This window comes from Ursidibacter sp. B-7004-1, from assembly GCF_053654055.1.
The window spans coordinates 114,576-137,257 of record NZ_JBSIUP010000002.1 but is presented as its reverse complement, the minus strand read 5'-3'; the positions used below and the strand labels follow the sequence as shown (position 1 = coordinate 137,257).

At 37.6% G+C, this 22,682-nt stretch carries 16 protein-coding genes and 1 other RNA gene; 11 read left to right on the top strand and 6 right to left on the bottom strand.

Annotation, left to right across the window (positions count from 1 at the left end; translation table 11 throughout):
* Positions 1-95: 95 nt before the first annotated feature.
* On the top strand, positions 96-2,222 hold the full coding sequence (locus tag ACWIW0_RS01470; protein ID WP_454451904.1) for a transglycosylase SLT domain-containing protein: 2,127 nt from the start codon (positions 96-98) through the stop codon (positions 2,220-2,222).
* Positions 2,223-2,242: 20 nt separating this feature from the next.
* On the opposite strand, the gene ffs is transcribed toward ACWIW0_RS01470, so the two are convergent.
* An RNA gene (gene ffs, locus ACWIW0_RS01465) (signal recognition particle sRNA small type) lies at positions 2,243-2,339 on the bottom strand.
* A 179-nt stretch (positions 2,340-2,518) separates the two neighbouring features.
* On the opposite strand from ffs, the gene ACWIW0_RS01460 reads away from it, so the two are divergent.
* Both ACWIW0_RS01460 and cmoB read left to right on the top strand, forming a co-directional pair.
* Complete coding sequence (locus tag ACWIW0_RS01460) at positions 2,519-3,391, top strand: acyl-CoA thioesterase domain-containing protein (protein ID WP_454451903.1); 873 nt, start codon at positions 2,519-2,521, stop codon at positions 3,389-3,391.
* Between the two features lie 639 nt (positions 3,392-4,030).
* The gene (gene cmoB, locus ACWIW0_RS01455; RefSeq protein WP_454451902.1) at positions 4,031-4,996 is read left to right on the top strand and encodes a tRNA 5-methoxyuridine(34)/uridine 5-oxyacetic acid(34) synthase CmoB; all 966 of its coding nucleotides are present in this window, start codon (positions 4,031-4,033) and stop codon (positions 4,994-4,996) included.
* On the opposite strand, the gene ACWIW0_RS01450 is transcribed toward cmoB, so the two are convergent.
* Positions 4,993-5,430, bottom strand: a complete 438-nt coding sequence (locus ACWIW0_RS01450) for a hypothetical protein (protein ID WP_454446045.1) — start codon at positions 5,428-5,430, stop codon at positions 4,993-4,995. The two genes, cmoB and ACWIW0_RS01450, sit on opposite strands and share 4 nt — an antisense overlap.
* 19 nt (positions 5,431-5,449) lie before the next feature.
* On the bottom strand, positions 5,450-6,016 hold the full coding sequence (locus tag ACWIW0_RS01445) for a UbiX family flavin prenyltransferase (RefSeq protein ID WP_454451901.1): 567 nt from the start codon (positions 6,014-6,016) through the stop codon (positions 5,450-5,452).
* Between the two features lie 102 nt (positions 6,017-6,118).
* Between ACWIW0_RS01445 and ttcA the strand changes: the two genes are divergently transcribed.
* The 3 genes from ttcA to ACWIW0_RS01430 all read left to right on the top strand — a co-directional run bounded on the left by ttcA (position 6,119) and on the right by ACWIW0_RS01430 (position 8,689).
* Positions 6,119-7,069: a tRNA 2-thiocytidine(32) synthetase TtcA gene (gene ttcA / locus ACWIW0_RS01440; RefSeq protein ID WP_454451900.1), complete on the top strand. Its 951-nt coding sequence runs from the start codon at positions 6,119-6,121 to the stop codon at positions 7,067-7,069.
* Between the two features lie 59 nt (positions 7,070-7,128).
* On the top strand, positions 7,129-7,932 hold the full coding sequence (xthA, locus tag ACWIW0_RS01435; protein ID WP_454451899.1) for an exodeoxyribonuclease III: 804 nt from the start codon (positions 7,129-7,131) through the stop codon (positions 7,930-7,932).
* 448 nt (positions 7,933-8,380) lie between these two features.
* Positions 8,381-8,689 carry a helix-turn-helix domain-containing protein gene (locus ACWIW0_RS01430; RefSeq protein WP_454451898.1) on the top strand — a complete coding sequence of 103 codons (309 nt, stop codon included), beginning with the start codon at positions 8,381-8,383 and terminating at the stop codon, positions 8,687-8,689.
* A gap of 139 nt (positions 8,690-8,828) precedes the next feature.
* On the opposite strand, the gene ACWIW0_RS01425 is transcribed toward ACWIW0_RS01430, so the two are convergent.
* A complete protein-coding gene (locus ACWIW0_RS01425; protein WP_454451897.1) occupies positions 8,829-10,481 on the bottom strand; it encodes a putative transporter in 1,653 nt (550 codons plus the stop codon).
* Between the two features lie 198 nt (positions 10,482-10,679).
* Between ACWIW0_RS01425 and gltS the strand changes: the two genes are divergently transcribed.
* A complete protein-coding gene (gene gltS / locus ACWIW0_RS01420; protein WP_454451896.1) occupies positions 10,680-11,897 on the top strand; it encodes a sodium/glutamate symporter in 1,218 nt (405 codons plus the stop codon).
* A gap of 622 nt (positions 11,898-12,519) precedes the next feature.
* The gene (locus ACWIW0_RS01415; protein WP_454451895.1) at positions 12,520-15,171 is read left to right on the top strand and encodes an autotransporter outer membrane beta-barrel domain-containing protein; all 2,652 of its coding nucleotides are present in this window, start codon (positions 12,520-12,522) and stop codon (positions 15,169-15,171) included.
* 120 nt (positions 15,172-15,291) lie between these two features.
* On the opposite strand, the gene ACWIW0_RS01410 is transcribed toward ACWIW0_RS01415, so the two are convergent.
* A complete protein-coding gene (locus tag ACWIW0_RS01410) occupies positions 15,292-15,666 on the bottom strand; it encodes a UPF0231 family protein (RefSeq protein ID WP_454446274.1) in 375 nt (124 codons plus the stop codon).
* A gap of 113 nt (positions 15,667-15,779) precedes the next feature.
* Positions 15,780-18,608: an excinuclease ABC subunit UvrA gene (uvrA, locus tag ACWIW0_RS01405; RefSeq protein ID WP_454446273.1), complete on the bottom strand. Its 2,829-nt coding sequence runs from the start codon at positions 18,606-18,608 to the stop codon at positions 15,780-15,782.
* Positions 18,609-18,834: 226 nt separating this feature from the next.
* Between uvrA and envC the strand changes: the two genes are divergently transcribed.
* From envC to tamA, 3 genes are all read left to right on the top strand, one after another.
* Entirely contained in the window at positions 18,835-20,025 is a 1,191-nt protein-coding gene (gene envC / locus ACWIW0_RS01400) for a murein hydrolase activator EnvC (protein ID WP_454451894.1), read from the top strand.
* 1 nt (position 20,026) lies between these two features.
* The gene (locus ACWIW0_RS01395) at positions 20,027-20,875 is read left to right on the top strand and encodes a divergent polysaccharide deacetylase family protein (protein ID WP_454445801.1); all 849 of its coding nucleotides are present in this window, start codon (positions 20,027-20,029) and stop codon (positions 20,873-20,875) included.
* Positions 20,876-20,938: 63 nt separating this feature from the next.
* Positions 20,939-22,675, top strand: a complete 1,737-nt coding sequence (gene tamA, locus ACWIW0_RS01390) for an autotransporter assembly complex protein TamA (RefSeq protein WP_454451893.1) — start codon at positions 20,939-20,941, stop codon at positions 22,673-22,675.
* The last annotated feature ends 7 nt before the right edge of the window (positions 22,676-22,682 follow it).

The following is a 22,682-nucleotide window of genomic DNA, read 5'->3' as shown; positions in this document are numbered from 1 at the left end:
ATTTGCAAAAAATTGTATAAAACAGACCGCTTGGAGCAACTTCAAGCGGTTTTTGTATTCTAAGACTACTCAATAGTTGTAGAGAGGATAAAATAATGTGGCAAAAAACATTTCTAGCATTATGGCTAACATCAGCCATTGCAATGGCGGCGAATGTAAATCAGGTCTCAGCTCCAGAAAAAATCGCACAAGATAAACAACAATGGTTAGCCGAGCAGCAAATTCAACAAAAACAATTACACAAACAGCGTGAAAATTTTTTGATTTTTGAATCGTTATTACAAGCTGCGATTAAACAGGGCAAAGTATCAGCACAAACATTGGCTCTCGCTGAAAAATTGGTGGATAAAAGTTATCCGTTACAGGAAGAGATAGATTGGCTTTTCTTCAAAGCCAAAATGTTAAGTGATAGTGCAAATAATGGTCAAAATCAAATTGATTGGACTATTCAATTTAGCCAAAGATACCCTGAAATTGCGAAACGTAATCAACTTTCACAAAATATTTTTGAGCATTATTACCAACAACAAAAATTGGCAGAACTGATTGCGTATGCAGAGCATAATCCAGCAACAACACTACAAAACCACTGCCGAGTATTCTCTGCACAATATCAGTTATTGGCAGAGAGAATTTCACCAAACCCAGAGGCTGATCAGGCAACAAATAGCAGTTCCAATTCACCCGAATTAACCCAGTTATTACAGAAATTCGATGAATTTTGGGTAAATAGCCCTGAAATTGATCCAAACTATTGGAAGAATAATGACAAACTTCCTTCGGAATGTAATGGAATAGCCTCTTTTTGGCGAGATCAAGGTTTTTTAACCGATGAAAAAATTAAGAGCCAAGCGGTCGGATTATTTAAGCAAAATGCAAAACAAGGCTTAGCATATTTATCTTTAAATTATTCAAAGCAAGAATTATCAAGCTGGTTTAACGATGTTAAGAATCTGCTCGATAATGTCAGTTACTTGCCAATTTTTATGCAAAATCAACCGCTTGAACAGTGGAATAAAACCATTGTACTTGCTCATTTCCCTAAATTTATTCGCACATTATCAGAGCAACAAGAACAACCTAGTTTCGAAATGTATCAACAATGGGCAGAAAAATATCAACTTACTATTGATGAACTAAAAGAATGGAAGGTAAGTTTTATTAGCCGCTTATTTGATCATAATGATCCTATTTTCCAACTTTGGCGAGATGAGCAGTTGCAAGAGCTCAAGGTGGATAGTTTAACTGAACGCCGTTTACGTCTAGCTATTCTACAAAAAGCAGAGTTAAAGCCTTGGTTAGCCTTGTTGTCTAATGATACTAAAAACAAACAAGAGTGGCGTTATTGGCAAGCAAAAACAGAGCCTAGTCAAGAACAACAAATACTGTTTGAAAAATTAGCCCAAGAGCGTGGGTTCTACCCAATGTTAGCGGCTAATCAGCTAAATCAACCTTACAAATTAACGTTACCGACTAATCCAAGCCTTACTGAAACACAGTATGCTACATTCAAAGCACCTTTAGCTCGTATTGCGGAATTGCGAGAGTTAGCACGCTTTGGTTCAGCGAAACTAGCGTGGGTAGAGCTACTTAAAGCGGTGAGTTTTGACGAAAAACTTGCATTAACACAGTATGCTACTCAACAAGAGTGGTTTGATTTGGCAGTGGAAGGCACGATTCAAGCTAAAGCGTGGGATTACATTAACCTACGTTTGCCAAATGCTTATGCTGATTGGTTTGAGATCCATTTAGCGAATAAAAAAATTCCACAAAGTTTTGCAATGGCGATTGCCAGACAAGAAAGTGCGTGGAATTTTCAGGCTCGCTCTCACGCCAATGCGATGGGCTTAATGCAGTTGTTGCCAAGTACTGCGAAAGCAACAGCGAATAATGCAGAGCTACCATATAGTAATGAGAGAGAACTATTCGAGCCTTTTCAGAATATTATGTTAGGTACAGCACATTTAGCTGAATTAAATGAAAAATACCCAAATAATCGTATTTTAATTGCGGCTGCTTACAATGCGGGAGCAAGCCGAGTAGGGAGATGGTTACAACGTGCAGACGGCAAATTGGCAATGGACGAATTTATTGCAACAATTCCATTTTTAGAAACGAGAGGCTATGTACAAAATGTACTGGCTTATGATTATTACTACCAAAGTTTATATGGCAAAGGAGAGAAAAAAATGTTTAATCAGGAAGAACGGAGAATCTATTAAATAATGAGAAAAAGGTGGGGTATTTTCAGCTAAATCTCGGCACACAGAAATTTCAATTCTGGCTGCTTTCTTCCGAACCTGACCAAGTAAACTGAACACTATTGCGAGGAACCAAAAATACCCCATTGGATTACATCTTGTGATGTAAGGGTTTGGATTATAGGTTTTTATCTTTACAAATACAAGCAAAAAGCAAAATAAGCGGTTTGATTGCGTTAATTTTTTGCAAAAATGCCTAAAACCGCTTACATTAACATTAACTATATTTCTCTATTATTGACATATTAGGAGTTACTATGTCCGAATCAACAATACAATCGGCACTTTCACATCTTATTCAACTATTAACGTTAGAGCGTTTAGATGATGGGCTTTTTCGTGGAGAAAGTGAAGATTTGGGCTTCCCTCAAGTATTTGGCGGACAAGTTGTTGCCCAATCGTTAATGGCAGCAATGCAAGTGGTGGAAAATGGGAGAGAACTACATTCTTGCCACACTTATTTTATCAGAGCGGGCGATGCTGCATACCCTATTATCTATGAAACAGAAATTTTGCGAGAAGGTAATAATTTCACTTTAGTCACAATCAATGCCAAACAGCATAATGAGATTATTTGTCGGGTAATGGCATCTTTTCAGAATCAAGAAAGTGGTTTTGACCATCAACTCATAATGCCACATTTTGATGTTGAAAGTTTTTATTCAGAAAATGATTTAATTCAGTCTTTAGCGTTGATGTTACCTTCACCATTGAGAGAAAAATTTTCAGCAGAACGCCCATTTGATGTGCGAATAAAATATCCTAATGACCCTTTTAATGGGCATAAACTCCCAGCGAAGCAAGAACTTTGGGTAAAAACAAACGGGGTTGTTCCCGTAGATAATTATCGGCTACATCAATGTTTATTGGCTTATTTCAGTGATTTTCACTGTATTTTAACGATGTTACACCCCCACGAGTGTGGCTTTATGCAACAAGGGCTAAAAATTGCTACCATTGACCACAGTATTTGGTTTCACCGCCCGATAAATTGGAATGAAGGGTTATTTTTCTCACTCACAAGCCCTAATGCTTTTGGGGCTAGGGGGCTTACTCGTGGTGAAGTGTTTGATAAAACGGGTAAATTACTGGTGAGTTACCAACAAGAAGGACTTATTCGTACGGTATAAAATATTTTTTTGATTTTATGTAAATTTAGTTGCATTCATTTTTTTTTTTTTTACACTAGAGAAGTTTCGCAATCTTAGATTTGTTTATGGGATGTGGGACATCATAAAAATTTATTCATAAAAAACTTTAGGGCTAATTTACCACTAGCCCTTTTTTTATCTTTAATTTATCCTTTATTTTTTAGAAAATCATTAATATTTCCACTAATATATTTAATCTGAATGCCTTTGGGCATTAACTTTTGTAAAGTTTATTGCAATCATTTTTTTTTTTTTTTTACAATAGGTAAGTTTTACCAAATTCTAATTATTATAGGTAAAATTCCTAATGCAAATAACACTTGGCTAGTCATAAACTAGCCTTTTTTGTATGCAAAATACCTTATGTATTAAAGAGCTTTCTGTGTTTACATATTATTTCCTTGTTGAAATAGTCATTTGTATTCTTTGTAAATTTTATTGCATTCATTTTTTTTTTACAATGGAAAGGTTTTATCGCGAGTAGATGTGATGGAACAATCTTACTTTAATTTTATTTTGGCTAGTGAATAAACTAGCCTTTTTTATTTTGCAGGATTTGCAAATTTTCGCTAGAATTTCACCGCTTTTATTCCTTTATATACATTATTTTAGAGATTTATGATTGATTTTCGCCCTTTTTATCAACAAATTGCCACCACTTCACTTTCAGCTTGGCTTGAAACCTTACCTTTACAGCTTAAACAATGGGAAAAACAGACTCACGGTGATTATGCAAAATGGGCAAAAATCGTCAATTTTTTACCCGATTATCTCGCTGAAATTGATTTGCGAGAAAAGGTTGAAGCAAAACTAGCCTCACCATTAAGTGAAGGGGAAACTCAACGCTTAGTTTATCATCTCAAGCAACTTATGCCTTGGCGTAAAGGCCCATATCATTTATATGGTGTACATATCGACTGTGAGTGGCGTTCTGATTTTAAATGGGATAGGGTTTTACCCCATTTATCATCACTCAAAGACCGCACTATTTTAGACGTTGGTTGTGGAAGTGGCTACCATATGTGGCGAATGGTAGGTGAAGGTGCAAAAATGGTAGTTGGGATCGACCCAACAGAACTATTTTTATGCCAGTTTGAAGCCGTCAGAAAACTGCTAAATAATGATAGACGAGCAAATTTAATTCCACTCGGCATAGAACAAATGCAACCGCTACACGCTTTTGATACCGTATTCTCAATGGGCGTTCTATATCATCGCAAATCGCCCTTAGACCATCTTTCACAGCTTAAAAATCAACTCGTAAAAGGTGGGGAATTGGTGTTAGAAACGTTAGTGATCGATGGTGATGTGAATGATGTGCTTGTGCCAGCAGACCGCTATGCCAAAATGAAAAATGTCTATTTTATTCCGTCTGTGCCAGCATTAATCAATTGGCTGGAAAAAGTTGGCTTTAAAAATGTACGTTGTGTTGATGAAGCAGTAACAACATTGGAAGAACAACGCAAAACTGATTGGTTAGAAAATGAGTCTTTAATCGACTTTTTAGACCCGAACGACCATTCTAAAACAATCGAAGGCTATCCAGCACCTAAACGAGCAGTTATTATTGCGAATAACCCTTAGGTAAATTCTCTCTGCCAAATTGTTTTTTGAGCAAACATCAATTTATTTGTGGTGTGTTTGATAAAATCTAGGCGGATTTCCCACACATCACTTTTCATCAATTTAGCAACGGGGAATTTAGCGGTATAAGCTAAAATTGCTTGTTGCTTTTCTAATTTATCATCTAACAGTTGAGCTGTTGCCCTAAATTGAATACCTTCGATTTCTCGAATATTCTCGGTATGATGACTAATCGTGCCTGCAATTTGGGGATTCGCTAACATCAATTTTCCGTGTTGTGTAGTTTGATTAGTCAAAATAATCAAACGAACAAGTTCTTCATCAAACACATAAAAACAGTTTGCACACCAAATTTCCCCTAAATGTTGGCTAGCTAAACTAACAATATGCTGTTGTTGGATAAATTCCGTAACAAGCGGTGGGATTTTTTGCATAATTTGCACCTAATTTGGTTTATTTTCCTTCCCAACGGGGCATTTCAATGGATAAATCAAACTGATCTAATGCTCGACTAACACTATGAGTAATGATCTCATCGACACTTTGTGGTTGATGATATAAAGCAGGTACAGGGGGGAAAATAATCCCACCCATTTCAGTTACTTTTCGCATATTATCTAAATGGGTAAGGTGTAATGGGGTTTCTCGAACCATTAAAACGAGTTTTCTGCGTTCTTTTAAGACGACATCAGCCGCACGAGAGAGCAAGTTATCGCTAAAGCTGTGAGCGATGGAAGCTAAAGTTCGCATTGAACAAGGAGCAACTAACATTCCTAATGTTTTGAATGAACCGCTTGAAATACTGGCAGCAACATTTTCACTGTGATGAACTACGTCAGCTAGCTCAAGCACTGATTCGGCGGAAATCTGCGTTTCATATTGGCGAGTGAGTTCCGCCCCTTTAGACATCACCAAATGCGTTTCAATATAGGGAATTTGGTTTAATAATTGCAGGGCTTTAAAGCCATATTGAAAGCCACTTGCACCACTAATCCCAATAATTATACGTTGAGTTGTCATTATTCTATCCTAAATGAGTGAAAAACTTGAAAAAGCCTACGAAACGTTTACTATGTTGAGCTTTTCAAATTATGAGTATCTCAACATAAAATTTTTCACATTATGAACCAAGAGTCGCAACAAAACACGCAAAAAGAGAAAAAAATTGCATATAACTTAAATAAATTACAAAAACGTTTACGCCGTAATGTTGGCAATGCAATTGCTGATTTTAATATGATCGAAGATGGCGATAAGGTAATGGTTTGTTTATCGGGCGGTAAAGATAGCTATACACTACTGGATATTTTGCTGAATTTAAAAATCAACGCACCTATTCATTTTGATGTTGTTGCAGTGAATTTAGACCAAAAACAACCGGGGTTTCCTGAACATATTTTGCCTGAATACCTCAATAGCATCGGGGTGGAATATAAAATTGTCGAAGAAAATACCTATGGCATTGTGAAAGAGAAAATCCCCGAAGGGAAGACTACTTGTTCGCTTTGTTCTCGCTTGCGTAGAGGGATCTTATACCGTACTGCCACAGAACTTGGTGCGACTAAAATCGCATTAGGACATCATCGTGATGATATGCTAGAAACCTTGTTTCTCAATATGTTCTATGGCGGAAAATTAAAAAGTATGCCGCCTAAATTGATGAGTGATGATGGCAAACAAATTGTGATTCGCCCTCTAGCGTACTGTAAAGAAAAAGATATTGAAAAATATGCACAAGCTAAAGCATTTCCAATTATTCCTTGTAATTTATGCGGTTCTCAACCAAATTTACAGCGTCAGGTCGTTAAAGAAATGCTACAAATGTGGGATCGTCAATATCCTGGTAGAATTGAAACAATGTTTAGTGCCTTACAGAATGTAACCCCTTCTCATTTATGTGATCCTAAATTGTTTGATTTCAAAAATATTCAGCGTGGTGTTGTACTTGAGGGCATTGAAGGGGATATTGCTTTCGATAAAGCAGAAATTCCAACGACCCCAATAGTGCAAGATGAAGATGATGTAAATGATTATACGGAAAATGGAATCATCAATTTTAAAGCAGTAGAGTAAACTCTTTGTAAAAAAATCACTAAAACAGACCGCTTTACACAGTCGGAAAAGGACAAATAATGAAATTTATCTCATTTAATATCAATGGCTTGCGAGCCAGACCACACCAGTTAGAAGCACTGATTGCAAAACATCAACCTGACGTTATCGGTTTACAAGAAATTAAAGTCGCAGATGAAGATTTCCCTTATGATTTAGTTTCACATTTGGGGTATCACGTATTCCATTACGGGCAAAAAGGGCATTATGGCGTAGCGTTACTGACCAAAGAAAAGCCACTTGCTGTGAGAAAAGGCTTTCCAACAGATGATGCTGATGCTCAAAAGCGAATGATTATGGCAGATATTGAAACGCCATTTGGGGTATTAACGGTGTTAAATGGTTATTTCCCACAAGGCGAAAACCGTAGCCACGAAACAAAATTCCCTGCAAAAGAAAAATTCTATGCAGATTTACAGCACTATTTAGAAACAGAATTAAAACCAGAAAACCCAATTATTATAATGGGAGATATGAACATCAGCCCAACCGATTTGGATATTGGTATCGGTGAGCAAAATCGTAAACGCTGGTTGCGTGATGGTAAATGTTCATTTTTGCCTGAAGAGCGTGAATGGCTTGGGCGTTTACATTCTTATGGTTTAGTCGATACCTTCCGAGCAATGCACCCAAATGCAGACGATAAATTCTCGTGGTTTGATTATCGCTCAAAAGGGATTGAAGATAATCGTGGCTTACGCATTGATTTGGTGCTAGCTACACAGTCTTTGGCGGAAAGATGTGTTGAAGCAGGTATCGACCTTGAAATTCGCACAATGGAAAAACCGTCAGACCACGCACCAGTTTGGGCTGTGTTTAAGTAATGCTACCATTCTAGAAGTATCGAGTAATACGGCTGAGTAAAAAGTACTAGATAAAAAGAGTGGAGTATTAGGTGGTAGGATTTTTGCAGATTTTCTGCAATAACCTACCGAAGGTCAAAATTCATTTTGTCAGATTATTGACAAAGTCTTTTTTCATTCGGACGCCAGCGTGGCGTCCCTACAAGAAAAGTTATAACTAATTGAAAAATAACAGGTTTTATTTTGTTGTGTAGGGACGCCACGCTGGCGTCCGTTTATTGAATACAACAAATTGAGGTTTGTCAGCGGTCTGTCAAAATTCATTTTGTTAAGGTTAGAGTTTATTGACAAATAAGCTAAAGGTTATACAATGATATAATCTTTAACTTATATTGCGGCGTATGAATATTCAACAATGGACTGTGATTACAACAGAGTGTTTTAATATGTGGCTATTTGAGCAATAACAATGAAAAAATATACTACATTAGATGAGCTAATGGCTACCATTCCAACGGAACGCCAAGCTAAAATAAAAGAACGAACAGAAGAATTATTGGTTGAACTACGTCTTGCTCAACTTAGAGAAGAACTCGAACTTTCCCAGAAAGATATTGCTCAAGCTCTTGGTATTTCTCAGCCAGCAGTGGCTCAAATTGAGCAAAGGGGGAGTGAATTAAAACTCTCTACATTAAAACGTTATGTGGAAACAATGGGTGGAAAACTTAAAATCGCAGTGGAAATGCCAAGTGGGCAAAGTCGCATTTTCCAAATTTAAGTAGAGATTTCTCTGCTAACACTTAAGTAAAAGGACACCGAATGATCTGAACCTTAATGAGTTAGCTGTTTAGTCTAACTTTTAGTTTTAGGAGCAGTTCAAATGCGGCGTCCTATTTTATAAAACAGTTCAAACCTTTCTAACCCACACTCCACAATAGTATTGCCAGTAATTGTGGCAAAATAATTCGGCAGAACATCACTAATGGATAGACTGTGGCATAAGAGAGTGCAGCTGCCCCATTGCCTTCTTTGATTGCATTTGCAAATGCGAGAGCTGGAGGATCAGTCATTGAACCTGCAAGTAATCCACAGAGTGTAAGGTAATTTAACTTACCATAAATACGAGCGATAACCCCTGTCACAATTAACGGAATAAACGTAATCAAAGCACCATAGCCGATCCAAGCTAAACCATCATTACTGAGTAAGGTATTTAAGAAATTACCACCAGCTTTCCATCCGACAACAGCAAGAAACAGTACAATACCAATTTCTCGTAGTGCAAGGTTGGCACTTGGGGGCATAAACCAATAGAGTTTACGAATACTTCCAATTCTAGCTAAAATCAAAGCTACCACTAATGGACCACCTGCTAAGCCTAATTTAAGTGCAACAGGAAAGCCAGGAATATAGATTGGGATAGAACCAAGTAGAACGCCTAGCCCAATACCAATAAAGATTGGTAACATTTGCACTTGTTGCAATTTTTGTTGTGCATTACCGATAATTGCCATTACTGCTTCAATATCTTCTTGGCGACCAACTAAATTTAAGACATCACCAAATTGTAGCGTCATTTCACCCGTAGGGATAAGTTCTATCCCCGCACGATTAAGACGAGAAATTACTACATCATATTTACCTTTCAGCATTAGTTGGCGAATTTTTTTACCAAAAACTTTCTCATTGGTTACAACAGCTCGTTCACTACGAAAGTGTGTCCCTTTCGTAGAAACTGATGTATCGACCATTTCCCCAATAATTAAGTGCATTTTATTCAGTACTGATTTTTCGCCTACCATATGCAGAATATCGCCTACATAAATCTGTGTATCAACTTTAGGCACAAAGAGATCTTCACCTCGTTTCAAGCGGGAATAAACCACATCGTGTAAATCAAAATCAGGGAATTGTTTTAATGTTAAACCATTAAGGTTAGGATTGGTGACCCGAACATTTAAGGTGCTTAATCCCTCTTTTTTACTATTCTGTGTACGTTCAAAGTCGTCAGCTTCTTTATCTACATTTATTTTGAATAGAATACGAACAACCCACATTGCGAGTAAAATCCCAACAATACCGAATGGATAAGCAATAGCATAACCCATACCCATTACGGTAGTATCACTGCCTAATTCGGATAATACTTGTTGCCCAGCCCCAAGTGATGGGGTATTGGTTACTGCTCCAGAGAAAATACCTAAAATAACAGGAAGTGGTACATCAAATAACTTATGTAATAGAACAACTAGCAGACCACTAATCGCTACAATCAATAGGGCAAAGCCATTTAATTTAAGTCCTGAATGTCGAAGTGATGCAAAGAACCCAGGACCGACTTGAATACCAATGGTATAAACAAATAAGATAAGTCCAAATTCTTGGATAAAATGAAGAGTATGTGGGTCGAGTTTTATCCCAAATTGTGTCATAAAGTGAGAAACGATTATCCCTCCAAATAATACGCCCCCTATGCCTAGACTAACACCTCGAACTTTAATATGCCCAATCCATAGCCCTAATACAGCGACTAGAGATAATAGGCTAACAGTTAATGCAATTTCGCTCATATAGCCTCACAATCAAAAATAAACCGAGGTTATTCTAACAAACCTAAATGATAAAAAATGCGATCTAACTCAAAGAAATGAGAAAACAAGCGGTCAGATTATAGAGATTTTTTACTTGCTAAAAGGGGGATTTTGACAGGTATTAGTAATTCTTATAGAATCATTCGCTTTCATCAATATAAGTTATAGGAAGGCATTATGCAATCTATTGTATTAAATGGATATCATACACTCATCGCAGCAACTATCGTGTTGTTAATTGGACGTGTTTTAGTTAGTAAAATTAAATTTTTACAAGATTTCAATATACCCGAAGCCGTTGCAGGTGGGTTGATTGTTGCATTTGGTATTTTCTGTTGTTATCACTTCTTAGGGATTACTTTTCAATTTGAATCTTCATTACAAACAGCATTTATGCTTGTTTTCTTCTCATCAATTGGACTTTCAGCCGATTTCTCTCGATTGAAACAAGGCGGTAAACCATTGGTAGTTTTCTTAATTGTGGTGAGTATTTTTATACTGATTCAAAATGCGGTCGGTGTGACTTTAGCAACAGCATTAGGACTTGATCCATTAATGGGGCTGATTACAGGTTCAATCACCTTGACAGGTGGTCACGGTACAGGAGCAACTTGGGGGGCTATTTTTGCAGAAAAATATAATATTACTGGTGCAGTAGAAATGGCGATGGCATCTGCTACATTTGGTTTAGTGGCTGGTGGTTTAATCGGTGGTCCAGTGGCTCGCCGTTTAGTTAATAATATGAAAATTTCCCCAGTTAAACCGCAATCAGCAAAAGTAGACTCTACTGAGAAATATGGTGGTGATACTTTTGAAGATATTGATAATGTCCGCTTAATTACCGCAACTTCAGTGATTGAAACAACAGCGTTATTTGCTGCTTGTTTAGCCTTTTCTTCAGTAATGAAAGATTTATTCCCAAATAGCGGATTACCACAATTTGTTTGGGCGTTAGGCTTTGGGGTGGTATTGCGTAATGTCTTAACCCTTGTGTTCAAATTTGATATGTTTGATCGTGCGATTGACGTATTTGGTAACGCTTCATTGAGTTTATTCCTAGCGATTGCGTTAATGAGTATTAAATTATGGGAATTATCAGGTTTAGCAAGTTCAATGCTCATTATCTTGTTAGTTCAAACTGTGGTAATGATCTTATATGCTTATTTCGTGACTTATCGTGTAATGGGTAAAAATTATGATGCGGCGGTATTGTCCGCAGGGCATTGTGGCTTCGGATTAGGAGCAACACCAACAGCAGTGGCAAATATGCAATCTGTTACTGAAACTTTTGGACCTTCGCATAAAGCATTCTTAATCGTACCGCTTGTTGGTGCATTCTTTGTGGATTTAATTAACTTAGGTGCAATTACTGCTTTAATTGGATTTTTAAAATAAGTTTAAAGCTAAATTCGATATATTATCGGGTTTAGCTCAGACCGCTAACAAACCTCAAAAACATAAGATTTGTAGGATGGGCTTCAGCCCATCATATTTAAAATCAATAAGTGACAAAATGATGGGCTAAAGCCCATCCCAGACTGATGACAAACCTTAATTTGTTGATTTAATGAGTGGACGCCAAGCGTGGCGTCTCTACACGAAAAAATAAAATGTTTATTTTTCAATTGGTTATAGTTTTTCTTTGTAGGGACGCCACGCTTGGCGTCCGAATGAAAACACTTTGTCAATAAACTGTGATGGGCTAAAGCCCATCCTACGCAAAATGGCTTTGTCAATAATCTGGGCTAAATTCGATATATTATCGGATTTAGTTTTTCGTTCTCTTAAATTAAATGTAATTTTTTTTACAGTTGAATTATAATATCTCCGCACCTAAGTCTGATCTATTTTAGTTAGGTGCAAAAAGTTATTTATATTTTTTATTTTATTAGGTAGTTTACTTTTATGAATTTACACTTTCTAGCAAGCAAGCAAGCAAGCAAGCAAGCAAGCAAGCAAGCAAGCAAGCAAGCAAGCAAGCAAGCAAGCAAGCACTGAACAAAAAGGATGTGTTGTTATGAACACATCGAAATTATCTCTTGCAGCGAAAATCGTTGCCACCACACTTCTTTCCCTTCAAACCCAATCACTTTATGCAAATCCCATAACAACAACTAATAGCTGTGGTGATGGTTGTACCAGTCAGATTACAGAAGATATAACTGCTAAAACAGTTAAAGTAATTGTTTCTGCAAATGATAAGGACAAAGTCTATACTTCAGAGTTTTATTCTCCTAACAATAGTCAATTTGAGCATTTTGATATTGTTAATTCTGCTCATATTGAAAATGGCATACTTCGATTATGGCATACGCACGAAGGTACTAAATCAATTAAAGTAGAAAATAATGGTATGCTAAAAGGGCGAACAAACGAGTTTGGTCCTAATCCAGAAACTACCTTGGTTAGTGAATATTTTGAGTTAAAAAATAATGGAATTATTGATATTGCTGGAGGAACCTATAGTGGAATATCCATATCTTCAATGTTAGGTAATGCAACATATTATATTGAAAATAAAGGTAAAATGATAAATCATGGTTCTACGAATGTTATGTTTACAAGGGCTAAATCAGCCACTTTTAAAAATAGTGGAGTGATTGACGGTTCTGCCTATATAATATCCGGTTCTGATGTAGAATATATGTTTATTGAAAATAGGGGAGAAATATTGGGACACCTTCATCAAGATGGAAAAGGGACATTTCACTTAAAATCCTTAGCTGGCAAACTAGACGGACAGATTGAGTTGTATACTGATAATGTAATAATTGAGTTAGAAAATACGGATATCAGTAAATTGCATGCTATTCTCCTCTGGGGAAATTCTCCGCTCAAAAAGAGTCATATTCAAATTAATCAAGAAGTAAAAACTGGGGGGGATTTTGGTTATTCTACACGCCCTAAAGATTACTTAGATGTAACAGAATTTGATAAGTTTACCATAAAGGAAAAAGGCAAAGTGATTTTAGTTGGTGGTTTTGCTGGTATAGAACATAGATTGTTATATTCTCACGGTCTTGGTGTTAAGAATGGTAACTTATTAACAAACAACGGCACTTTATCCCTAGATCCTACAATTTCTTCTGTAGATGTAAAATTCAACCAAACGGTAAATAACAATCTTATTGACCTTACTGAAGGCAGTAGTGATCCTGCACAAACCTTAACCCTATATGGTGATTATGTAGGCGGTGAAAACTCAAAACTGCGAGTGGATAGCAAATGGAATAACCCCGATGTGCAAGAAAATGATCAGCTAATTATTAAAGGTAAAGCGTCTGGTACTACAAAAGTTGAGGTGAAAGATGTCATTGCTGGCGATGTTATTCGTAGCAGTGTCGAAAAAAATGGCGGTTGGTCGAAACCTATTGTTATTGTTGAACAAGGCGATGAAGGAAAAGTAGTCTTTACAGGAACTGCTAATACACAAGGTGCTGAAGAAGCCCAACTTGCTCGTCGAGAAAACGGTAGTGCAACGGAATATACTTGGGTGTTAAATGCACAAGTCGCTCCAGTAATGCCACAACCAGCAACACCAGTCGTACCACAACCATCTCCTGTGCAACCAAGCCCAGCGGTACCACAACCAAATCAACCAGTACAACCAAGCCCAGCGGTACCACAACCAAATCAACCAGTACAACCACCCCCTGTGGTTCCTCAGCCAAATTCAGCAATGCCACAAACTACGGCTCCGAGTATTTATGCTAAAACGGTGTCGGGCTATGTGCAAACCAACTTTATCAACCGAGAAATTGGTTTAGCACAGTTAGGTCGTTTACACGAACGTGTTGGTGAACAGCAATTACAAAATGCGGGTAAATCAGAGCGTAGCTTAAATAGTTGGGGAAGAACCCGTTTTACTGAAGGCACTCTACAAGGTAAAAACCGTTTTGGTGTAGATAGCCACCAAGGTTTAGTGCAAGTGGGTCAAGATGTTGCAATTAAAGAATTTGCCTCAGGTTATGCTCATCAGGGTTTGATGTTTAGCCATAGCTGGGCGAATAATCAATTTTATGACAAATATCGAGCTGAAAATGGAGTAATAACCGCAGAGAAAGGCGTTGGTAAAGGTAAAACGAAAGCATTTTCTTTAGGGGCTTACCATACTTATTATGCTAACGACAATAGCTACTTAGATTTTGTGGCGAATTTGTCGTGGTTAGAGAATAAGTACTTTAGCACACAAACAGCTCGCCAAAGTGGTTTTGGGGCAGGCGTGAGCGTTGAAGTAGGTCGTTCTTATTCATTAAGCCCACAATGGCGAATTGAACCACAAGTACAATTAAAAGCTCTGTATCTTACATTGGGCAGTGTAAATGATGGTGTCCGTAAAGTAAAAGCCGATGATAGTTTAAGTGTACAGGGTCGTTTAGGGGCTCGAGTAACAAATGGTCAATTCTATGTATCAGCTAATTTGGTTCAAGATTTAACGCCAGCGAAAACAACAGTGAAGATTGGGCAGAGCAGTGTAACCGAGCGTTATAATGCGACCCAGTTTGATGTTGCATTAGGAGCAAATGTGACATTAAATAAAGCCCAAACCTTAGCGTTATATGGAGAAGCAAAATATAGCCGAGCATTAGGCGGGAGTAACAAAGTCTTTAGCCATCGAAATGGTAGAGAAAATTACACAGCTCAAGTTGGCGTACGCTTCCAATGGTAATGATTAATTCTTGCACTTAAGCTGACGAGAATTTTTTAGGGATTTCATTCCTACTTCTCTCTCCCTTTTGTTGGGAGGGAGAAAATTCAAAATAGTGAAGGTTATTTTCAACAAAGAGTGCTAATGTAATGTATTCACAAACCGTTGATAAGCCTGCAAAAAGGCTTCAAAGTCTTCTAATCCACAAAAAGCAATGCTTTCTTCATTATAGAAATTAAACCCTTCTTCCATTTCATCTAAATCATCAAATGCCATATCCAGATTATTTGCTTTTGCCATTACTTCATCGGCACTTAAATAGAGCGTATATTCTTTGCCTTCAAAAATAGCTTCATAATTTGGTGCAATATGGCATTTAGCAATTTCAGTAAAAATATCTTGTAGTTCTTTGGGATTATTTGAGATTTCAATGTTTAGCCAACGTGCGAAAGCTTCGTGATCCATTGAACACTTAGCCACAACACCATGCATTGTATGAGTAAATTGATATTCCATTTTTTGTCCTTTTATTCCGCAGTTTTGAGCTTATTTATAGCGGTAAGATTCGCTTATTTTTTGCAAATTTTTACCTCAATCTTACCGCTTGATTAGCTTTTGAGTAATAAGTTTTAACCTTTAGCAAGGATCGCTTTTAAAAATCTTGCTGTGTGAGAATGTTTATCTTGAGCAACTTGTTCTGGTGTACCTGTCGCAATAATTTGTCCGCCTCCCGCTCCACCTTCAGGCCCGAGATCGACAATCCAATCGGCTGTTTTAATTACATCTAAATTATGTTCAATCACAACAATCGTATTGCCTTGATCTCGTAAGCGATGTAATACACTGAGTAACTGTTTGATATCAGCAAAATGTAAACCTGTGGTTGGCTCATCTAAAATATAGAGTGTTTTACCTGTATCTCGTTTTGAGAGTTCCGTTGCTAACTTAACCCGTTGAGCCTCGCCGCCCGAAAGTGTTGTAGAAGATTGCCCTAAACGGATATACGATAATCCTACATCAATGAGCGTTTGTAATTTGCGAGCGATCATAGGAACCGCATCAAAAAACTCACGAGCCTCTTCCACCGTCATATCTAATACTTGGTGAATCGTTTTACCCTTGTAGCGAATTTCAAGCGTTTCACGATTATAGCGTTTGCCTTTGCAATGATCGCAAGGAACATAAACATCAGGCAAGAAGTGCATTTCTACTTTAATAACCCCATCACCTTGACAAGCTTCACAACGCCCACCACGCACATTAAAGCTAAAGCGTCCTACGTTATATCCCCTTGCTCTTGCTTCTTGAGTACCTGCAAAGAGTTCACGAATAGGTGTAAATAACCCAGTGTAAGTAGCAGGATTTGAGCGTGGTGTACGTCCAATCGGGCTTTGGTTAATGTCGATCACTTTATCAAAATGTGCAAGTCCATCAATACTTTTATAAGGAGCAACATTGCTATTTTCAGCACGATTTAACGCATTTTGTGCAATAGGAAATAAGGTATCGTTGATTAAGGTCGATTTACCTGAACCCGAAACCCCAGTAATACAAGTAAATAACCCAACTGGAATTTCTAAATCAACCTCTTTTAAGTTATTGCCTTTTGCCCCTTTTAATGTCAGTAATTTAGTGGCATCTCTTGGTGTTCGTTGTGCAGGGATCTCAATTTTCTCTCGTCCAGATAAGAATTTACCTGTTAATGACACTTCACTTTGCATAATTTCTTGAGCAGTTCCTTGAGCAATCACGTTTCCACCGTGAACACCAGCACCAGGACCAATATCCACAATATGATCTGCCGCCATTATCGCATCTTCATCGTGTTCAACCACAATAACGGTATTCCCTAAGTTGCGTAAATGGATTAAGGTATTTAATAAACGTTCGTTATCTCGTTGATGTAAACCGATAGACGGCTCATCAAGGACATACATCACCCCAACAAGCCCAGCTCCAATTTGGCTCGCAAGGCGAATCCGTTGAGCTTCCCCCCCTGATAATGTTTCAGCAGAACGAGATAATGAGAGATAATTCAAACCAACATTGACTAAAAATTGCAATCTTTCTCGAATTTCTTTCAGAATTTTTTCTGCAATTTTAGCTTTTTGTCCCACTAAATTGAGCTTATCGAAAAAATCCAGAGCTTCGCCAATACTTTTTTCTGATACCATCGGCAAATTCGTTTTTTCAATAAATACATAACGTGCCTCTTTGCGTAAACGAGAACCTTCACAATCTGTACAAGCTCGATTATTGATATATTTAGCTAATTCTTCACGCACTGAATTGGATTCAGTTTCTTTATAACGGCGAGCCATATTGTTAAGCACACCTTCAAAAGCGTGAACACGTTTAACACTATCGCCTCGATCATTCACATACAAGAACTCAATTTCATCTTTGGAGCCATTTAAGACAATTTGTTGAATCTTTTTTGGTAGCTCATTAAATGGTGTTTCAATATCAAAATCGTAATGTTTAGCCACCGCTTTAAGTAAACCAAAATAGTAGAAACTGCGGCGATCCCACCCTTTAATCGCCCCATTTGCTAACGAAATTTCAGGATTTTGCACAACTTTGCGTTCATCAAAATATTGTTGAACCCCTAAACCATCACAAGTAGGGCAAGCTCCAGCAGGGTTATTGAAGGAAAATAAACGTGGTTCAAGTTCAGTTAAAGAGTAGCCACACTCTGTACAAGCAAAACTCGATGAAAAAAGTAATTCTTCTGCATTAGGATCGTCCATATCAGCAATAATGGCTGTCGAACCTGATAGATCAAGTGCTGTTTCAAAAGATTCTGCCAAGCGAGTAGCTATATCCGCTCGCACTTTAAAACGATCAACCACCACTTCAATGGTATGTTTTTTCTGTAACTCAAGTTTAGGCGGGTCAGAAAGATCGCAAATTTCCCCATCAATTCTAGCTCGAATATAGCCATTAGCGGTCAGATTCTCTAAAAGTTTTACATGCTCCCCTTTACGTTCTTTAACCACAGGGGCAAGCAACATCAAACGTTTTCCTTCAGGCTCTTCCAATACACGATCAACCATCTGCGAGATCGTCTGTGCAGCCAGTGGTGTATCGTGATCAGGACAACGTGGTTCACCTACACGAGCAAAAAGTAAACGCAAATAGTCGTGAATTTCAGTTACCGTACCAACCGTTGAACGTGGGTTATGAGAAGTTGATTTTTGCTCAATCGAAATGGCAGGAGAAAGCCCTTCAATATGATCAACATCAGGTTTTTCCATTAGCGATAAAAACTGACGAGCATAAGCCGAAAGTGATTCAACATAACGGCGTTGCCCTTCGGCATAAAGGGTATCAAAAGCTAAGGAAGATTTTCCTGACCCCGATAAACCCGTAATAACAATAAATTTATCTCTAGGTAAGATTAAGTTGATATTTTTTAGATTATGGGTTCTTGCCCCACGAATATCGATATGTTGCATAATGCCTTCAAAGCTGTAAAGCAGGATAGTTCTATTTGTCGATCATTATCGCATAATTTGAATAACTGTACCAAATATCAATATTTTACGATTGATGTAAAAAGATTGGGTTTGCATAATACTTATTAAGTATAAAGAATATAATTATTGGAAAATAATAGTCTTTTTCAAGATAAGTGATTAGAATAACTAATGCGTTCGTTGGTTAATTGGAGGGGTATATTTCGTGAAAGTTATAAAATTATTCTATTTTATCATTTCTATATATTTATCTTTGGGGTTGATAAATCATTCAATTGCTAATGAGCTTTCTCAAATTCAGCAAAAAATCAACCAACAGCAAGCTAAAATTAGAGAACAAAAGCAGAAACGAGATTCTCTTCAATCTACCCTAAAAAGTCAGGAAATTCAGATTAGTAATGTCAATACTCAATTAAAACAGATTGAAACAAACTTAACTGAAATCCGTCAAGTTATTCGTCATACTGAGCAAGAAATTAAACGTTTAGAAAAGCAAGAAATTGAGCAGAAAGAAAGACTGAAGGAGCAATTAGATTCCGCATATCGTTCTGGTATTCACCCTTCTGTGTTAGAGCGTTTATTATCGGAAGATGCTAAAAATGCAGATCGAATGAGTGCTTATTATGAGCATATGAATCAAATTCGTATTGATGCTATTAACGAATTACGCAACACCCAAGATGAGTTAAAACTTCGCCGAGATGAGTTAAAAAAACAGCAATCAGGGCAACAAACTCAGCTATCGGAACAGAAAAAACAGGAAAAAGAGCTACAAAAAGTCAAAAATCAACGTGAAAGTACCATTCGTTCCATTGATAAGACTTTGGAACAAGACCAAAACCGTTTAGATGCATTGAAGAATAATGAAGCAGCTTTACGCCGTCAGATTGCACAAGCCCTAAGAGAATCTGAGCAAGTAGAAAAACAAGAAATTGCGAAATTAGAGCAGAAAAAGAATACCGAAGAGAAACGTCAAGCGACAGAAGAAGAAAAACAGCAGGTTCGTGCGGGAGCTGGGTTGTCTGGTAAGTATGCAATGCCTTTAGCGGGCAAAATTTTAAATCGGTTTGGTTCTACTCAAATGGGGGAGCTTAAATGGGATGCGATTGTAATTGAAGCAAAATCAGGAACACCAGTAAAAGCGATTGCTGGCGGTAAAGTTGCTTTAGCTAGTTGGCTTGAGGGTTATGGACAGTTAGTCGCAATTGATCATGGTAAGGGTGATATGTCTTTCTATGGGTACAATCAATCTCTTGCAGTTAAAAAAGGAGCAAGGGTTCAAGCTGGGCAAACCATTGCTTATGCGGGGAATTCTGGTGGACAAAATCGTTCTGCTCTCTACTTTGCCATTCGTCGTAAGGGTGTTGCAGTTAATCCATTGAATTGGGTGCGTTAATATGCAAATGATGAAAGATAAGCGGTTGGTTATTGCTATTTTTTTGCAAATTTTTGTGTGGTTCTCACCGCTTGCGGTGGCAGGCAAATTAGCGATTGTGATTGATGATATTGGTTATCGAGCAAGAGAAGATGATGCAATTTATAATTTACCTAAAGAAGTCAGTGTCGCAATTATCCCTGTTGCACCTTATGCCACAGCGAGAGCAAATAAGGCTTATGCACAAAAAAGAGATATTCTCATTCATTTGCCAATGCAGCCACAGAATAATGCTCAGTTAATTGAGGCTGGAGCATTATTTGTGGGAATGGGAGAAGATAAAGTTGCTCGTTTAATTGAATCGGCTCGAATGCAAGTTCCTTATGCGATAGGCTTAAATAATCATATGGGGAGTAAAGCCACAACAGATCGGCAAACAATGCAACACTTAATGAAAGCCTTGTCAGCTCAACAGCTATTCTTCCTTGATAGTAAAACTGCAGGTAATAGTGTTGCGGCAAAGGTGGCAAAAGAGTTTGGTATTAAAGCATTAGAGCGTCATATTTTTTTAGATGATAGTGATGCCCTTGAAGATGTGAAAAAACAATTTCAACAAGCGATTTTGTATGCCAGAAAGAATGGTTTGGCAATAATGATAGGTCACCCAAGAAAACATTCCATAGCCGTATTAGAAGCAGGATTATCAAATTTACCTGATGATATTCAATTAGTGAGTTTAAGTAGTTTATGGCGTGGTGAGAAAATTGAGCCTGTGAAACCATTCAGTATCCAGTTTGTCATAGAACCTGCATTAAGTTCTGTTCCGCCATTTAATACTGTTCCGTTATTACGTGGGTTGCCAAGAGAATAATGACATAAGCGGTCAGATTGAAGAACATTTTTACCAAATTAGTGAGCTAAAAGAGCCAATATAATGAAAACAAAACTCTCTATTTTTGCGTTATTGACGTTGATAACATTAACAGCTCAAGCAGAGCAAACAGTTTTATTGCGTGTAGAAGGTATCAAAGACAAAGAGCTTTACGCCAATGTACGAGTCTATTTATCACAGCTAAGTAATGATGAAGCAGATGGATCGGAACGTTATCAACATCGTGTTCAGCAAGCAGTGGATAAGGCATTGAGAGCATTGGGATATTATAATACCCAGTATCATTTTAGTTTAACGCCACGTCCTAACCCGCAAAAAGATCTCTTAAAGTTGCAAGTTCAGTTAGATAAGCCAGTGAAACTTGATGAGCGTGATGTTCAGATTACAGGAATGGCGGCAGAAGATAGTGATTTTGATAATCTCAAAAAATCAATTCCAGCTAAAGAAACGGTGCTAAACCACGAAACTTATGAGAATTTTAAAAGTAGTGTTGAGAAATTAGCACAGGCTCGTGGTTATTTTGATGGGGAATGGCAGGTTCATCGCTTGGAAGTTTACCCAAAGGAGCATACGGCAGATTGGCGTTTAAGCTATGACAGTAGAACACGCTATAAATATGGCAATATTGCCTTTGTGAATAGCCAAATCCGTCAAGATTATTTAGAAAATATCCTTCGCATTAAGTCAGGTGATTACTATCACTTAACGGATCTTTCTAAACTATCTAGTGATTTCTCATCAAGTAATTGGTTTACTTCTGTTTTAGTTGAGCCAGAAATTCACGAGGAGAATAAAACCGTAGATTTGAATGTACTGCTACAACCACGTAAGAAAAATGATGTAGAAATTGGGATCGGCTATGTTACAGACATTGGACCCCGTTTACAGCTTAATTGGAAAAAACCTTGGATCAATGATCGTGGGCATAGTATAGAAAGTAATACCTATATTTCTAAGCCAGAGCAATCTTTTGAGTTTGGTTATAAGATCCCGATTAAAGCCCACCCAATCAATTATTTCTATCAGTTTTCAGGTGGTTTAGAGCGTGAAGATCAGAATGATACCAAATTCACAGGGGCACATTTAGGTTTTCAACGTTTTTGGAATCACGAAACAGGTTGGGCTTTTTCCTTAGGGTTAAAAGCACGTTATGACGCTTTTGAGCAAGCTAGTCAGCCTAAAATTAAAACATTATTGCTTTATCCAACAGCATCGTTGAATCGCACTCGTAGTGATGGAAATCGTTTTCCACTTTGGGGGGACTCACAAAAAGTAACACTAAATTGGGGAAGTAAAATGTGGGGTTCTGATGTGAATTTTTACAGTGCGAAAGCCTCAACTGCGTGGGTAAGAACTTATTTTACAAACCACCGTTTTTACTTTAGAGCGGAAGTCGGCTATTTAAATGCCAGTGAATTTAAGCGTATTACACCTGCATTACGTTATTTTGCTGGGGGAGATATGAGTGTTCGGGGCTTTGGCTATAAAGATATTTCACCTAGAGATGAGCAAGGTAAATTGACAGGGGCATCGCATTTAATGACAGCCAGTGCAGAGTATCAATATCAAGTTTATCCGAATTGGTGGGCGGCAGCTTTTTATGATACAGGACTTGCAGCACGTCATTACAAAGGAAAAGAGTTACATTCAGGTGCAGGCGTTGGGGTTCGATGGGCATCACCAATCGGAGCGATTAAATTAGATATTGCAACCCCAGTAAGATCGCCAAATAATCAAAAAGGCATTCAATTTTATATTGGTTTAGGTTCAGAACTTTAAGAATTAA

Bases quoted from the DNA above. Each gene is read 5' to 3' on its own strand.
- ACWIW0_RS01470 (WP_454451904.1), top strand. From the start codon at position 96: ATGTGGCAAAAAACATTTCTAGCATTATGGCTAACATCAGCCATTGCA.
- ACWIW0_RS01460 (WP_454451903.1), top strand. From the start codon at position 2,519: ATGTCCGAATCAACAATACAATCGGCACTTTCACATCTTATTCAACTA.
- cmoB (WP_454451902.1), top strand. From the start codon at position 4,031: ATGATTGATTTTCGCCCTTTTTATCAACAAATTGCCACCACTTCACTT.
- ACWIW0_RS01450 (WP_454446045.1), bottom strand. From the start codon at position 5,430: ATGCAAAAAATCCCACCGCTTGTTACGGAATTTATCCAACAACAGCAT.
- ACWIW0_RS01445 (WP_454451901.1), bottom strand. From the start codon at position 6,016: ATGACAACTCAACGTATAATTATTGGGATTAGTGGTGCAAGTGGCTTT.
- ttcA (WP_454451900.1), top strand. From the start codon at position 6,119: ATGAACCAAGAGTCGCAACAAAACACGCAAAAAGAGAAAAAAATTGCA.
- xthA (WP_454451899.1), top strand. From the start codon at position 7,129: ATGAAATTTATCTCATTTAATATCAATGGCTTGCGAGCCAGACCACAC.
- ACWIW0_RS01430 (WP_454451898.1), top strand. From the start codon at position 8,381: ATGAAAAAATATACTACATTAGATGAGCTAATGGCTACCATTCCAACG.
- ACWIW0_RS01425 (WP_454451897.1), bottom strand. From the start codon at position 10,481: ATGAGCGAAATTGCATTAACTGTTAGCCTATTATCTCTAGTCGCTGTA.
- gltS (WP_454451896.1), top strand. From the start codon at position 10,680: ATGCAATCTATTGTATTAAATGGATATCATACACTCATCGCAGCAACT.
- ACWIW0_RS01415 (WP_454451895.1), top strand. From the start codon at position 12,520: ATGAACACATCGAAATTATCTCTTGCAGCGAAAATCGTTGCCACCACA.
- ACWIW0_RS01410 (WP_454446274.1), bottom strand. From the start codon at position 15,666: ATGGAATATCAATTTACTCATACAATGCATGGTGTTGTGGCTAAGTGT.
- uvrA (WP_454446273.1), bottom strand. From the start codon at position 18,608: ATGCAACATATCGATATTCGTGGGGCAAGAACCCATAATCTAAAAAAT.
- ACWIW0_RS01395 (WP_454445801.1), top strand. From the start codon at position 20,027: ATGCAAATGATGAAAGATAAGCGGTTGGTTATTGCTATTTTTTTGCAA.
- tamA (WP_454451893.1), top strand. From the start codon at position 20,939: ATGAAAACAAAACTCTCTATTTTTGCGTTATTGACGTTGATAACATTA.